Annotated in this window: 16 protein-coding genes; 2 read left to right on the plus strand and 14 right to left on the minus strand. The window is 62.5% G+C overall.

Features of this window, described 5'->3' with window-relative positions:
* Positions 1-12 precede the first annotated feature (12 nt).
* From NT26_RS23395 to ruvC, 6 genes are all read right to left on the minus strand, one after another.
* Positions 13-132, minus strand: coding sequence for a twin-arginine translocation signal domain-containing protein (locus tag NT26_RS23395; RefSeq protein WP_082077695.1), 120 nt, complete (start codon positions 130-132; stop codon positions 13-15).
* Positions 133-1176, minus strand: a complete 1044-nt coding sequence (gene ruvB, locus NT26_RS12755) for a Holliday junction branch migration DNA helicase RuvB (RefSeq protein ID WP_052642157.1) — start codon at positions 1174-1176, stop codon at positions 133-135.
* A 72-nt stretch (positions 1177-1248) separates the two neighbouring features.
* Complete coding sequence (gene ruvA / locus NT26_RS12760) at positions 1249-1866, minus strand: Holliday junction branch migration protein RuvA (RefSeq protein WP_052639221.1); 618 nt, start codon at positions 1864-1866, stop codon at positions 1249-1251.
* Positions 1867-1881: 15 nt separating this feature from the next.
* Positions 1882-2298: a type II toxin-antitoxin system VapC family toxin gene (locus tag NT26_RS12765; protein WP_052639223.1), complete on the minus strand. Its 417-nt coding sequence runs from the start codon at positions 2296-2298 to the stop codon at positions 1882-1884.
* Between the two features lies 1 nt (position 2299).
* Positions 2300-2551 (minus strand): AbrB/MazE/SpoVT family DNA-binding domain-containing protein, encoded by a 252-nt coding sequence (locus tag NT26_RS12770; protein WP_052639225.1) that lies wholly within the window; start codon positions 2549-2551, stop codon positions 2300-2302.
* A gap of 58 nt (positions 2552-2609) precedes the next feature.
* The gene (ruvC, locus tag NT26_RS12775) at positions 2610-3122 is read right to left on the minus strand and encodes a crossover junction endodeoxyribonuclease RuvC (RefSeq protein WP_052639226.1); all 513 of its coding nucleotides are present in this window, start codon (positions 3120-3122) and stop codon (positions 2610-2612) included.
* A 202-nt stretch (positions 3123-3324) separates the two neighbouring features.
* Here ruvC and NT26_RS12780 point away from each other — a divergent pair, with 202 nt between their 5' ends.
* Positions 3325-4341: a methyl-accepting chemotaxis protein gene (locus NT26_RS12780; protein WP_052639228.1), complete on the plus strand. Its 1017-nt coding sequence runs from the start codon at positions 3325-3327 to the stop codon at positions 4339-4341.
* 102 nt (positions 4342-4443) lie between these two features.
* Positions 4444-5442 carry an LLM class flavin-dependent oxidoreductase gene (locus tag NT26_RS12785; RefSeq protein ID WP_052639230.1) on the plus strand — a complete coding sequence of 333 codons (999 nt, stop codon included), beginning with the start codon at positions 4444-4446 and terminating at the stop codon, positions 5440-5442.
* Between the two features lie 24 nt (positions 5443-5466).
* On the opposite strand, the gene NT26_RS12790 is transcribed toward NT26_RS12785, so the two are convergent.
* The 8 genes from NT26_RS12790 to NT26_RS12825 all read right to left on the minus strand — a co-directional run bounded on the left by NT26_RS12790 (position 5467) and on the right by NT26_RS12825 (position 13159).
* The gene (locus NT26_RS12790) at positions 5467-6213 is read right to left on the minus strand and encodes a YebC/PmpR family DNA-binding transcriptional regulator (protein ID WP_052639232.1); all 747 of its coding nucleotides are present in this window, start codon (positions 6211-6213) and stop codon (positions 5467-5469) included.
* 100 nt (positions 6214-6313) lie between these two features.
* Positions 6314-7165 carry an MBL fold metallo-hydrolase gene (locus tag NT26_RS12795; RefSeq protein ID WP_052639233.1) on the minus strand — a complete coding sequence of 284 codons (852 nt, stop codon included), beginning with the start codon at positions 7163-7165 and terminating at the stop codon, positions 6314-6316.
* Between the two features lie 98 nt (positions 7166-7263).
* Positions 7264-8088 (minus strand): TIGR00282 family metallophosphoesterase, encoded by an 825-nt coding sequence (locus NT26_RS22780; protein ID WP_052639235.1) that lies wholly within the window; start codon positions 8086-8088, stop codon positions 7264-7266.
* Positions 8089-8103: 15 nt separating this feature from the next.
* Complete coding sequence (locus NT26_RS22785) at positions 8104-8679, minus strand: 5-formyltetrahydrofolate cyclo-ligase (RefSeq protein ID WP_052642159.1); 576 nt, start codon at positions 8677-8679, stop codon at positions 8104-8106.
* A complete protein-coding gene (locus tag NT26_RS12810; protein ID WP_082077696.1) occupies positions 8679-9968 on the minus strand; it encodes a hemolysin family protein in 1290 nt (429 codons plus the stop codon). Before NT26_RS12810 ends, NT26_RS22785 begins: the two co-directional genes overlap by 1 nt.
* A 207-nt stretch (positions 9969-10175) precedes the next feature.
* Complete coding sequence (locus NT26_RS12815; protein WP_052639236.1) at positions 10176-11210, minus strand: sensor histidine kinase; 1035 nt, start codon at positions 11208-11210, stop codon at positions 10176-10178.
* A 9-nt stretch (positions 11211-11219) separates the two neighbouring features.
* Entirely contained in the window at positions 11220-11663 is a 444-nt protein-coding gene (locus NT26_RS12820; protein WP_052639238.1) for a response regulator, read from the minus strand.
* A complete protein-coding gene (locus NT26_RS12825) occupies positions 11660-13159 on the minus strand; it encodes a sensor histidine kinase (RefSeq protein ID WP_152338615.1) in 1500 nt (499 codons plus the stop codon). Before NT26_RS12825 ends, NT26_RS12820 begins: the two co-directional genes overlap by 4 nt.
* Positions 13160-13486: the final 327 nt, after the last annotated feature.

A 13486-nucleotide genomic window follows, 5' to 3' on the forward strand; every position in this document is an offset into this window, starting at 1 on the left:
ACGGCGAAACTGCTAGGATGCTCGCTCGTTCCCAAGCTCCGGAAGAACGGTGTCGCGCGGGAATGCAACGGCCGCTGCTAGGCTCGCCAGTCCCGCGCCCGCCAGCTTCAGCAAGCTTCGGCGCGTGAGCAACTATTCGTCCTCGAGCGTCAGGCGGAATTGCGCTGCCTCAAGGTGGTCCTTTGGCGGCTGCAGGCCGAGATGCTTCCAAGCGGTCGCGGTCAGGACGCGCCCGCGCGGCGTGCGCTGGATGAAGCCCTGCTGGATCATGTAGGGCTCGATGATGTCCTCGATCGCGTCGCGCGGTTCGGACAGGCCCGCGGCGATGGTCTCGATGCCAACCGGACCGCCGCCGAAGTTCATCGCGATCATCGTCAGATAGCGGTTGTCGAGCTGGTCCAGGCCGCGATTGTCGACCAGAAGCCGCGTCAGTGCCTCGTCGGCGATCTCCCGCGTCACCGCCTCGGCCCGCGCCACTTCTGCGAAGTCGCGAACGCGCCGCAGCAGCCGCCCGGCAATGCGCGGCGTTCCACGGGCACGGCGGGCGATCTCGCGCGCTCCATCGTCGGTCATTGGCAGGTTCATCAGCCGCGCGCCGCGACGCACGATGAGTTCCAGTTCCTCGACCGTGTAGAAGGCGAGCCGGACGGGAATGCCGAATCGGTCACGAAGCGGCGTGGTGAGCAGCCCGAGCCGGGTGGTTGCCGCCACGAGGGTGAATTTCGAGAGGTCGATCTTCACCGAGCGGGCAGCGGGGCCTTCCCCGATGATGAGGTCGAGCTGGAAATCCTCCATGGCCGGATAGAGGATTTCCTCCACCGCCGGGTTGAGCCGGTGAATCTCGTCGATGAAGAGCACGTCCCGCTCCTCGAGATTGGTCAGGAGCGCTGCGAGATCGCCAGCCTTGGCGATCACCGGGCCGGAGGTCGAGCGGAAATTGACCCCCAGTTCCTTGGCCATGATCTGCGCCAGCGTCGTCTTGCCGAGGCCGGGCGGTCCGACGAAGAGCACATGGTCGAGCGCCTCGCCACGGTTCTTCGCCGCCTCGATGAAGACCTTGAGATTGGCCCGCGCCTCCGCCTGGCCCGTGAACTCGTCCAGCGACTGCGGGCGCAGCGTCGTGTCCAGGTCTTCGCCCCGCTTTTCCGGCGATATGAGGCGGGCAGCATCACTCATCATTCATGTCCGTCAGAAACTCCTGGCCGATCCATACACGAAGGCGGCAGACTTGGCACCCGCACAGAACCCTCACCGCGCCAGTTCCTTGAGCCCCAGCCTGATCAGCTTTGCGCTGTCTGCCCCCTCGCCCGCTGTCTTCAGCGCGGCGGCAACGGCATTGGCGGCCTGATCGCGGGAATAGCCGAGATTTGTGAGTGCCGACACGGCATCGGCCACTGGCGCGGAGGCCACGCCCTCTCCCAGTTCCTGCTTCAGACCGATGTTCGCAACAGCCTCGCCGCCGAATGCAGGCGCCTTGTTCTTGAGTTCGGTGACGATCCTGACCGCCACCTTGGGTCCTACGCCCGGCGCCCGCGACACGGCTGTCTTGTCCTGCAGCGCAATGGCGTTGGCCAGTTCCGACGGCGTCAGCGTCGAGAGCACGGCGAGCGCCACCTTGGCGCCGACGCCCTGCACGCTCTGGAGCAGGTTAAACCACTCCCGCTCCAGCGCCGACAGGAAGCCGAACAGCTTCAACTGGTCCTCACGGACATAGGTCTCGATGAAAAGCACCACCGCCTCGCCGGCTGACCCCATCCGGGAAAGGGTGCGGGACGAGCAGAATGCCTCGTAGCAGACGCCATGAACATCCACAACCACATAGTCGTCGCCGATCTCGTCGATGGTGCCTTTGAGCTTGCCGATCATGGGTGGGTTCGTCCGTTACAGGTGACGGGTTTCGGGGGTGATGAGGCGAACGTCAGGAAAGTAGCGGCGATAGCCATTCGGATCGCGCGTGACGATCGAATAACCGCGGACCAAGGCGTGCGCCCCGATCAGGAAGTCCGGCAGCACTCGCTCCCGCGCTCCGCCAGCCTGCCGGTACAAGCCGAACGCCGCGCCGGCCGCGAAGGCGGCGGCCCACGGCAAGCCCTCGCGTCGGAATTCCTCCGCCGGCAGCAACGCCTCAACCTCGTTCATATCGCGATAGCGCACGGAGAATTCGGCATAGATGATCGGATTGATGATCAGCGGCACCCGCCCGGCGAGCTTCGCAAGCGCTCCGCGCGACCACTCGAGCCAAACCGGGTCGCGTACGGCGATATCGACGAGGATGTTGGTGTCGACCAGAACGGCCATTTCAACGGTCTCTCGTCATACCCATCAGGGCATCCGCATCGATAGACGGATCCCCGGTCCCCTCGAGACGCCGCAGCGTCGCCATGAAGCCGTCAAGCCGCTGCCGCTCCTGCTCGTGCAACGGATCGTTCTTTGGCGCGACCACCAGCTTGCCGTTCTCGACGGTGAAGACCACTTCGGAATTCGGTTCGATGCCAACCAGTTCCCGCAGATCCCGCGGAATGGTTACCTGTCCCTTCGACGTCACGCGCATGTTCGTGCTCCTGATTGGTAATACTTACTATTACCGACGGAACAAGTCAAGAACACGGTCAGGCAGTCGCCAGCACCTTCCGCATGCGGTCACCGCCGCGATTATGGGCGTGGCAGATGGCGATTGCGAGCGCGTCCGCCGCGTCGTTCCCCACGAAGGTGGCTTTCGGCATCAGGATCTTCAGCATCATGTGGATCTGCTGCTTCTCGCCATGCCCCACCCCGATCACGGCCTTCTTGACGGCGTTGGGAGCATATTCCGACACCCGCAGACCCGCCCGTGCCGGAACAAGCATCACCACACCTCGCGCCTGCCCAAGCTTCAGCGTTGCCACCGCGTCCTTGTTGACGAAGGTCTGCTCCACCGCTGCCTCGTCGGGTTGATAGGCATGCACGACTTCCGCCAGCCCATCATGCAACTGGCACAGGCGTGAGGCGAGATCCATGTCGCCGTCCGACGTCACCGTGCCGGACGCGACGAACCGCAGACAGTTGCCAAGCGTCTCGATGATGCCCCAGCCTGTTCGCCTGAGGCCGGGATCGATGCCGATGATGCGAATCGTGTTTGTCATAGCCGTCATCCTAAGGCTGGAGCATCAGCATTGCCACGCAAAATGTGAACAAAACAAAAACGGAAGGCGAGCGGGACTGCTGATCTGGCGTTAACCATGTTGGCCAAGTTCGGTGCAAAAGACCCGCCTCGCGTGCAACACTCTTCCTCATGGTGAATTAGCTCGCCAGAACATGCGCATACGGAATCATGAGGAGGCCGACATGCGGGATCGAGACAGGCTCGAGAACGAACTGCTGGAACTACGCGCGGTGGCGGACGCCCTTGACGGCAGCCTTCGCAGATTTGCCGCCGGCGACATCTACCAGAACATGGATATCGCGTTTCCCCGCACCTTCGATGGCATGCGGAAGGATTTCAACCGAGGACTGAGGTCGCTGACCGCCAGCCTCGACGAGATCATCAGCCGCACCCGTGAGCTGCGTTCGGAATCCACCGAACTGCGTCTCAGCCTCCACCTCAACGGGGAAGACGACGCCGCGCGAACCGCTGCCGTATCCGCGGCCCTTGCTTCTCTTGGCGGTGTCTCGAACGCCACGCGCAGCCAGTCCGGCCGCGCCGAGCATGTCGCCACCATCCTGCACAACGCCCGTCTAGACCTCGACCGGCCCCGCCAGGCGGCGACGGCAGCCGGAACCACGACAGGCCATGCCGCCCACTCTCTCGCCCAGTTGAAGGCGCTGGTGGAGGACCTTCGGCCGGTCGTGCGGGAAGCAGCCCTGCTTGCCCTCAACAGCGGCGTCAATGCCGCGCAAGCCGGCCCCGCCAGCATCGACACTCTTGGTGCTGCGAAAACGCTACATGCCCTGACCCAGCAGATCGGCACCACGCTCGAAGCGATCGACCGCGAAGCGGATGGGGCAATCCAATCCGTCGACGCTTCAAAGAATGCGATCGGCGAACTGGATCGGGAGTTTCAGGCGCAGCATCTTTATCTGGAGGTAGCCGGCACGCAGGCGCAGGCACTCGGTGAAGATGCCCGTCGGCAGGAAAGAGAACTGGAGACAATCCGGTCAGAGCTCGGCTTGACCTCGCGCAGGGTTCAGGATCCGGACCGGATGCCACACCCGCCTCTTTTCCATCTGGACGCCATTGACAGGGCAGCCGCGGAGATCGAGCGGCAAGCGGACCGCTTCAAATCGGCGGGAGAAAGCTACCCGCCCATCACGCCGAGCCCCGGAAGCGGCCGACGCAGTCATCTGAAGCTCGTCAAATCCTGAACGAACCGGGCCGCTGGGAAGGATCGCCTGTCAGCGGCTCGCATCGCCTGATCGAATGCTTATATGAGGCGGACCTCCCGCTCCGTTCTTTCAGGATTGCAGATGATTCCGTTCTCCATTCTCGATCTTTCTCCCGTACCCGACGGCCTCGAGGTCCGCGACGCGCTCGACCAGTCGCGGCAGATGGCACGAACGGCAGAGGAACATGGCTACAAGCGCATCTGGCTCGCAGAACATCACGGCATGCCGGGCATCGCCAGTGCCGCCACCTCCGTCGTCATCGGCCACATCGGGGCAGCGACCAGCCGGATCCGCATCGGCTCGGGGGGCGTCATGCTGCCCAATCACTCGCCGTTGGTGATTGCCGAGCAGTTCGGTACCCTTGAGGCGCTCTTCCCCGGTCGTGTCGACCTCGGCCTTGGTCGCGCCCCCGGCACCGACATGCGCACCGCCCGGGCGCTCCGCCGCAACCTCGAGGCAGGCGCGGAGAACTTTCCGCATGACATCGTCGAATTGCAGCGTCTCCTCGGTGCGCCGACGGAAGACCAGCCGATACTCGCCATACCCGGCGCCAACTCGAATGTGCCCCTCTGGCTGCTCGGGTCCAGCATCTACAGCGCCCACCTCGCCGCAGCTCTTGGCCTCCCTTACGCCTTCGCCTCGCATTTCGCCCCGGACATGCTGATCGACGCTATCGCCATCTATCGCGAGCGCTTCCAGCCTTCGGAGACGCTTGAGAGACCTCATGTGATGGTAGGCGTCATGGGGGTGGCCGCCGATACGGATGAACAGGCCGCTCGACTGTTCACCTCGTCGCAGCAGCAGTTCATCAACCTTCGCCGCAATGTCCGTGGCAAGTTTCCGAAGCCAGTGGACACGATGGACGGCCTCTGGTCGGACATGGAACGCATGAGCGTCGAGCACACGCTGCGGTATGCTGCGGTCGGCTCGCCCTCGACGCTGGAGGCGAAGCTCACGCCCTTCCTGACTGAAACGGGAGCCGATGAACTGATCGTCTCGACGCCGATCCACGACATCGAGGCGCGGCTGAGGTCGGTCGAGCTCTTCGCCGGCCTGCCGATGATGGAGAAGGCGCTCTAGGGGGGCGCCTCCTCCCAAAGTATCTCAGGCCGAGAGCCTTGCCATGACTTCGTCGGAGACTTCGAAATTGGAGTAGACGTTCTGTACGTCGTCATCGTCTTCGAGCGTGTCGATGAGCTTCATCAGCGACTGCGCCTTCTCTTCGTCCACGGGAACGGTGTTCTGCGGCTTCCACACCGTCTTCACGGTTTCGGCTTCGCCGAGGCTCGCTTCCAGCGCCTTGGTCACTTCGCCCAGACTTTCGAAGGCGCAAGTGATGACGTGCGTATCCTCGTCGGTAACGACGTCGTCGGCGCCCGCCTCGATGGCTGCTTCCATCATCTTGTCCGCATCGCCGGCCGAGAGTTTGTATGTAATCTCGCCGACATGGTCGAAGGAGAAGGATACCGAGCCTGTCTCACCGAGCGCGCCGCCGGCCTTGCTGAAGGTCGAGCGGACGGAAGATGCGGTGCGATTACGGTTGTCGGTTAGCGCTTCGACGATGACGGCGACTCCACCCGGGCCATAGCCTTCGTAACGCACGGCGTCGTAGTTTTCCGCGTCAGCGCCGGAAGCCTTCTTGATCGCCCGGTCGATATTGTCCTTCGGCATCGACTGCGCCTTGGCATTCTGGATCGCCAGCCGCAGCGCCGAGTTCGCCGCGGGATCCGGCAGCCCCGACTTCGCGGCGACGGTTATCTCGCGCGCAAGCTTGGAGAACATCTTGGAACGGATCGCGTCCTGCCGTCCCTTGCGGTGCATGATGTTTTTGAACTGTGAATGGCCGGCCATGACACCCCTGATCACGTCTATTTCGTGGAATGCCGCGGGTTATAGTTTCGATGAGCCGCCGGTTCAAGCGCCCGTCACCGTTTCACGCATCGCAGCCGTCTCACATCCCCTGGGGCACGAGGATGGTCGGCCGCCTGGGGAGCGTGCGCATGGAAACCCGTATGGTCGGCTCCCGCGCATAGGTGACATCAAAGCCCTCGCCGAGCATGGAAATGAACCGGTCGAGGGCGCCGGGCCGATGCATCGGCAGGATGATGGACGACCGCAACCGGTCGACGACCCGGCTCATGCTGTCGGCGCCGAGCGTCAACCCACCGTCGACGGGGACCATGAGGATATCGAGACGTCCGATCTCGCTATAGTGGCTGTCGGTCAGTTCGTGATGCAGATGCCCAAGGTGCCCAATGCACAGGCCCGCGATCTCGAAGATGAAGATGGAGTTGCCGTTCTCCTCGAAGTCGCCACCCCAGGAACGGATATCGGTCGGGACATTGCGGATATAGGCGTCGCCGACGACGACACTGTGCTGCGCCTTCTCACCCGGCATGTCGCTCCATCCGGGAAGGACATGTTCAATGCCGGCATCCGGGGCGAGCGTGAAGTGGGTGGAGTGCGCCTTGTTCATGGTGACGACATCGGGAAGCCGCGAGGGCCTGTAGACGCCGCTGTAGTCGGTCGCGATGCCGATGCCGCCGGGGCTTTCGATGAAATAGGTGGAATGACCGACATAGGTGATCCTCACCGTCTCCCTGTCGACAAGTTCCGAAGGCTGTTCGGTCTGGGCAAGGATGACCGGCAGGGCATCCTTGGGAGACCAGCGGGCGAAGCGCGTATCCGGCAGTGACTGCGCGATCGCCTGGCACTGGCTGACCGCCACGGTAGCATCCTGTGCGGCGACTGGCCCCGCAAGCGAAAGTCCGAATAAAAGGAAGGCGACAGTCCGCAGCATCATGCCACTCCCTGACCCGTTGCACGGGAGAGAATGCGGCAACAGCAAAAGGCGGTCCAGCGGCTTTGACCGCCACCTTCCTCACATTTGTGTCATGTAGGTCAGGCCCAGAACGCCGGTATCGTCTCGTTCAGGCGCGGACCAATTCGCAACGGCGCAATCTTCTCTGCCAGCCCACTGGAATCGGAGATCTCGATGCCGACACCGCAAATGGTCGCCGGACCGCTCGCGGCCTCGAAACGGCCCTTCGGCATCTTCGAGATGAAGCGGTTCAGCGGCTCTTCCTTGTCCATCCCGAGCGAGGAGTCGTAGTCACCGCACATGCCGGCATCCGACATGTAGCCGGTGCCGCCGTTGAGAATCTGGCAATCGGCGGTCGGCACATGCGTATGCGTTCCGACGACGAGGCTGGCGCGGCCATCGACGAAGTGGCCGAAGCACTGCTTCTCGCTGGTCGCCTCTGCATGAAAGTCGAACACGATCGCATCCGCCTGTTCCTTCAGCGGACAGGCATCGAGGATCGCCTCGGCGCTCTTGAACGGGTCGTCGAGTTCCGGATGCATGAACACCCGCCCCATGATGTTGGCGACCAGGATTCTCGCCCCGTTGCGGCCGTAGTAGATGCCGGAACCCCGACCCGGCGTACCGGACGGATAGTTTGCGGGGCGGAGGAACTGCTCGTGGCGGTCAGCGAACACCACCGCTTCTTTCTGGTCCCAGACATGGTTGCCGGTCGTGACCACATCGGCACCGGCGTTAATGGTTTCGAGGAAGATGTCTTCGGTGATCCCGAAGCCACCCGCTGCGTTTTCGCCATTGACGATAACGAAATCGAGCCGCAGGTCCGAGATGAGGCCAGGAAGGCGTTCCCACACCGCCGTGCGCCCGCTCTTGCCAACCATGTCACCGAGAAACAGAAGCCGCATGCTTGTCCAATCAAATCAGTCGAGGTGGCGCAGGCCACTTTCGGTCAGCACGGCCGGCAGCCTGACGTCGTGCGGTTCGGCCGGGACTGATGCCACTTCCTGGCAGTCGAAAGCAATCCCGATCAAACGCGGCTGCAGGCCTTTTTCGCGAAACCGGGCGATGGCGCGGTCATAATAGCCTCCTCCATAACCGATCCGCTGGCCAGTCGCATCGAAGGCGGCGACCGGCACCAGCATGATGTCCGGCTCCAGTTCGGCGGCATCCGGCCCCGGTGCTGACGTACCGAAACCGCAGTCGACCAGTGGCGCACCGGGCACGAGTTCCCGGAATACGATCCGCTCCTTGTCGAGAATGACCGGCACGCAGATCCGCGCACCGCGCTGCCTCAGGCCCGCCATCAGCGGGCGCAGGTCCATTTCGGAGCGGATCGGGAGGAAACCGGATACGATGCCCCCGGGGCTGACCGGGATTGTAGCGAGACCGTGATCCGCCAGTTGCAGGCTCTTTTCGATACGCTCCGCCACCGGGATCGCATCGCGGGCCGCCAGCCGACCGGCCCTCAGGTGTGGCTTGCTTGCACTGTCGTCCATCATGCAGCCGGTTCTCCGGCTTTGCTGACAAGAAGCTTGTCGATCCGCCGGCCGTCGAGGTCGACGACCTCGAACTTCCAGCCCTGGCGTTCGAAGCATTCGCCGAGCTCAGGCAGATGCTTGATCTCGTCGAGCACGAATCCCGCGACGGTCTCATAATCCGGGTGCCCGTCTACTCGAAGACCCATCTCATGAGAGAATTCATCGATCGGCATCCAGCCCGCCACCAGGAAGGAACCGTCGTCGCGGGCGACGATGGCCGGCTCCTCCGTCTCGTCCTCCTGGAAGACACCGGTGATGGCCTCGAGAATATCCCCCGAGGTGATAACGCCCTCGAAGTGCCCGTACTCGTCATAGACCAGGACCATGTGCGACGTCGTGCGCCGCAGTGCCTGTATTACGTCCAACGCGCCAGTCAGGTCGGAGACGACGGGCGCCTCCCGCATCAGGGACCGTATTTCAAGATTCTTGCCGGTGGCTATGAAGTCAAAGGCGTCCTTGACGAAGAGAACGCCCAGGATTTCGTCGGAACTCCCGTTGCGAACGGGCAGGCGCGAACGCTGAGTAGCTTTCAACTGCTCCCGGATTTCCGCCGCATCGTCCTCGATGTCTACCACCTCGACGTCGCGGCGGGGGGTCATCAACCCGCGCGCCGTACGGTCTGCAAGTCGCATGACGCCGGAAATCATAGCGGACTCCTCGGTCTCGATGACGCCGGCGCTTTGCGCCTCGGCAAGAACGGTCCGGATTTCCTCGTCGGTCACCCGATCGGCAGACTCGCCCTTCTGCCCCAGCAGGCCGAGGACGAGCTTGCCGGAAATGTCCAACAGCCAGACGAGCGGCGCGCCGATCTTGGCGACCAGCGTCATCGCCGGAGCAACGCGGGCCGCGACCGTTTCGGGAGCCCGCAACGCAATTTGCTTCGGCACCAGTTCACCGACGATGAGAGAGAGATAGGTGATGGCGACAACGACCGTACCGACGCCGATGGCGTTCGCAGTGCCGACTGCCAGACCCTGCGTCGCCAGCCATCCCGCAAAGCGCGATCCAAGCGTTGCGCCAGAGAATGCACCGGACAGGATACCGACCAGCGTGATGCCGATCTGAACCGAGGACAGGAACCGGCCCGGGTCATCGGCGAGGCGGATCGCCATCCTGGCACCCTTGTTCCCCTGCTCGGCCATGACCTTCAGCCGTACTGGGCGCGACGAGACGACGGCAAGTTCCGACATGGCGAGAACGCCGTTGACGACGATGAGGGCCAGAACAATCGAAATTTCGACTAACAAGAGAAGCTCTCTGTTGGGACGGAACCGACCCGCTTGCACACCGCATCGGCAGCGCGACTGGGTGCAGGTCGCCCAGAAACTTCCGTCCAGGGATTTCGCGGCCGTCTCGTGCCAATATCGCACCGGCAGAGGTCGCTTATCCAGGTGAAGAAAATGATAGGGCCCGGGAGCCCCGGTGGCAATGGCAGCCAACTGGTCGACATGGCGTCAGGACTGGAGCGACAGAAGGAGTTCGGCGCGTGTCCCGCTGGTTCTCGGCCTGTACTGGACGGCTGAGCCGAGCGTCGCAGCCATGGACTTGACGATGCGGCTGCCGAGGCCCGTACCCTTGGGCGCATCGTTCTGCGTCCAGCCGATTCCGTCATCCTCGACGCTCAGGAGCACCTTCTCGCCTCCCTGCTGCTGCAGGGCGACACGAACCTCTCCCTCGCCTCCCTCAGGATAGGCATACTTGATCGCATTTGTCAGGAGCTCGGTGACGATCATCCCGACGGACACGGCTCGGTCGGAGGCAAGTGACACCGGATCGGCCTCAAGCCGGATCACCGGCCCCTGCTGTTCCATATTGACCGAATTCTGGACTTCCTTGACGAGTGTCCCGAGATACTTGTCCATCTCCACCTGCCGCACATCGTCGGACGTGTAGAGGCTGCGGTGCATGCCGGCGATCGCCGTGATGCGCGCCTGGGTCTCGGTCAGCGCCTCCTTGACCTCTTCGCTGCGGCTGTTGGAGACCTGCAGGCGAATGAGGGCAGCGACGAGCGCCAGGCTGTTGGCGACGCGATGATTGACTTCCGCCAGCAGGACTTCCGCCCGTTCCTTGCCAAACCGGATTTCCTGGTCGGCCTTTTCCTTGGCCTGCCGCAGTTCCGCATTGGTGATGGCCTGACGCAGCGCGCTTTCCATCAACGGCCAGAACTCCTCGCCGACCGTCTTGATGACGTAGTCGGAGGCACCGCTCTTGAGAGCCTCGATAGCGATGGTCGCCTCGCTCGAGCCGGTGACGTAGATCACCGGAAGCGAGATATTGCGCTGCTTCAGCGCAGCCAGGATCTGCAGCCCGGTTTCCGAACGCAGGTAGTGGTCCAGCACGATTGCCGAGAACGATGCGTTCTCCAGCGCCTCCAATGCCGAAGACGAATCCGCGGCATGCACGACGTCATAGCCGGCACGCCCCAGATATCTCTGCGCCAGGCGGGCCAGCGCAAGATCGTCGTCAACATAGAGTATGGTCTGCGGCATCTGCTTCCGTTATTGCCCCGGCACTTGCATCACAGAGAAAAACAGACCGAGCTGACGGATCGCGTGGGCAAAGCTGTCGTAGTCGACGGGCTTCGTGATGTAGACGTTCGCACCGAGGTCATAGCAACGCTGGATTTCCCGCTCGTCGTCCGTGGTGGTCAGGATGACGACCGGCAGGCGCTTCGCATGCGGGTTGGACTTCACCTTCTCCAGGATGTCAATGCCTGACATGTCCGGCAGGTTGAGATCGAGAAGGATCAGCAGGTGGCGGTCCTGGGTACTGACGCCGGTGCGATCGCTGCCGAGGATGTAGTCCAGAGCGGCATTGCCGTTCATAAACGGAACGATCTCGTTGTTCACGCCGGCGCGCCGGACGTTCTTCTCGATGAGGCGCGCATGGCCTTCATCGTCTTCCACCATGACGATGGTGACTTCCTTCGCTGCAGCTTTCATGACCCGCTACTCCTAACATACTGGGACAGATCCGTGGGCAAGCGGATGATGAAAGTGGATCCGCCCCCCAAGGTCGACGTCACGGTAATCTCGCCGCCTAAATTTCTGACTAACGATCGCACGTGGGCAAGGCCTATACCCTCTCCCGCCTTGTCTTGCACGCCCGATCTGCGGAATAGTTCGAAAACTCTCTCGTGGTCTTCCGGCGCGATACCGCGTCCATTGTCTTCCACTTCGATCCGTACGCCATTGCGCTTGGCAGGCATGGCCCGCACCGCAAGATGCAGCGGACGGTCCGGGTGCCGGTACTTCACCGCGTTGTCGAACAGGTTGCCGAATATCTGTTCCAGCGAAAATCGGTCCGAGACCATGCCCCGCGCACCACCGACCGCGATGCGGATCTCGCCCCCTGCCTCGTCGACCTGATGGTATATCGCGGCCGCCGTGTTCTCCAGCAGCTCTGCCAGGTTGACTGGCTCAGGCTTCAGTTCACGCCGCCCGTCCCGAGAGATCTTCAGGATCGCGTTGATCAGCGCATCCATCTTCTTGGTCGATGAACGAATGAAGGAAATCGCCTCGGGTAGGTCCTCCTCCACGGCAAGTCGCGCATCCCTGATCTCTTCTTCCGTCAGCGTCCCGCCTTCGGCCAGGACATAGGTCTTGACCGCGGCGAGCGTGGCATCGAGCTCGCTGGTAAAGCCCATGATGTTGACGAGCGGCGCGCGCAGGTCATGTGAGACGATATAGGCGTAACGCTGGATTTCCCGGTTTGCCTGCATGAGGTCCTCGGTACGCTCTTCGACCCGTTCCTCCAGGCTTGCATTGAGTTCCTCGACCGCAGTGCGGGCTCGCGAAAGCTCCCGAACATGCTGTGCGACGATGAGGATTGCGCCGCCGACCACCGCTATGATGACGATGCCACCGCCGATTGCAATCCACTGCATCCGTTCGGCCGAGGCGGACAGTTCCTCCACCCCCTCGTCCAGCCGACCCTCAAAGGAGGTGATGAGCCCCTGTAAAAGATCTTGCGCCTCCACCATCACCTGGCGACCGTATTCCACCCGTACGACCTGCAACGCACCCGCGACGTCACCGCGTTCCACCATCGCTACCGTGCGCTTCAGTTCGTCGAGTTTCTCCGTAACGAGCGATTCGACGCGAGAGATGGAATCAGAAAAGGTGGTTTCCGCCTCCAGCGCCGATTTCAGTCTCTCCATCCGCGCCGGGAGCTCCGCCAGCGACCGCTCGTATGGCTCCAGGAAGTCCCGGTTCTGCGTCAGGAGATATCCTCGTTGACCGGTCTCTGCCGCCTGCAGCAGGACCAGCATGTCGGAAGAGGCGGCGCGTGCGTTTCGCAGGCGCACGACGGTTTCAAAATAGGACTGCGTCATACGCGCCTGGAACAGGGATGACAGGACGATCCCGACGAGGATCGCCGCTCCGATCAGCAGCATGAAGATGGATGAGCGTGCGAAGGTATTCGTATTGAGCGGCATGGCGTCCCGGCGTTTTGAGGCAGCGGGAAACTCGGGCTTGCGCCCGCCAAAGTCAAGGATTCGACTTTCGTCTAATGTATTCTTTAGTCAGTGCTAATTCTCGCACTGTTCCAAGGATTATAACGCGCTATCGTCGCATTTCCGTGATGGGGATCATGCGATGGAAACGAACAGCGTCGTCCTGACTACAGACAGCGAGCGTTTCAAGGTTCACGTTATCGAGAATGGCGTCACGACCGAGAGGCAGTTCCGGGTTCGCGCCTTTGCGGCTTCTTGGGCAGAAGGTCAAAGCCTTCGGCTGGGTGTCCATGTAGTCCACGAGGGCTC

Origin of the sequence: Pseudorhizobium banfieldiae (assembly GCF_000967425.1) — a bacterium.
Lineage (GTDB): Bacteria > Pseudomonadota > Alphaproteobacteria > Rhizobiales > Rhizobiaceae > Neorhizobium > Neorhizobium banfieldiae.

What these genes read in the sequence shown, in the direction of transcription:
- NT26_RS12790 (WP_052639232.1), bottom strand. Translation starts at nt 6,213, where the DNA reads ATGGCCGGCCATTCACAGTTCAAAAACATCATGCACCGCAAGGGACGG.
- NT26_RS12765 (WP_052639223.1), bottom strand. Translation starts at nt 2,298, where the DNA reads ATGGCCGTTCTGGTCGACACCAACATCCTCGTCGATATCGCCGTACGC.
- NT26_RS12785 (WP_052639230.1), top strand. Translation starts at nt 4,444, where the DNA reads ATGATTCCGTTCTCCATTCTCGATCTTTCTCCCGTACCCGACGGCCTC.
- NT26_RS22780 (WP_052639235.1), bottom strand. Translation starts at nt 8,088, where the DNA reads ATGCGGCTTCTGTTTCTCGGTGACATGGTTGGCAAGAGCGGGCGCACG.
- NT26_RS12820 (WP_052639238.1), bottom strand. Translation starts at nt 11,663, where the DNA reads ATGAAAGCTGCAGCGAAGGAAGTCACCATCGTCATGGTGGAAGACGAT.
- NT26_RS22785 (WP_052642159.1), bottom strand. Translation starts at nt 8,679, where the DNA reads ATGGACGACAGTGCAAGCAAGCCACACCTGAGGGCCGGTCGGCTGGCG.
- NT26_RS12815 (WP_052639236.1), bottom strand. Translation starts at nt 11,210, where the DNA reads ATGCCGCAGACCATACTCTATGTTGACGACGATCTTGCGCTGGCCCGC.
- ruvA (WP_052639221.1), bottom strand. Translation starts at nt 1,866, where the DNA reads ATGATCGGCAAGCTCAAAGGCACCATCGACGAGATCGGCGACGACTAT.
- ruvB (WP_052642157.1), bottom strand. Translation starts at nt 1,176, where the DNA reads ATGAGTGATGCTGCCCGCCTCATATCGCCGGAAAAGCGGGGCGAAGAC.
- NT26_RS12825 (WP_152338615.1), bottom strand. Translation starts at nt 13,159, where the DNA reads ATGCCGCTCAATACGAATACCTTCGCACGCTCATCCATCTTCATGCTG.
- NT26_RS12795 (WP_052639233.1), bottom strand. Translation starts at nt 7,165, where the DNA reads ATGATGCTGCGGACTGTCGCCTTCCTTTTATTCGGACTTTCGCTTGCG.
- NT26_RS12780 (WP_052639228.1), top strand. Translation starts at nt 3,325, where the DNA reads ATGCGGGATCGAGACAGGCTCGAGAACGAACTGCTGGAACTACGCGCG.
- NT26_RS12770 (WP_052639225.1), bottom strand. Translation starts at nt 2,551, where the DNA reads ATGCGCGTGACGTCGAAGGGACAGGTAACCATTCCGCGGGATCTGCGG.
- ruvC (WP_052639226.1), bottom strand. Translation starts at nt 3,122, where the DNA reads ATGACAAACACGATTCGCATCATCGGCATCGATCCCGGCCTCAGGCGA.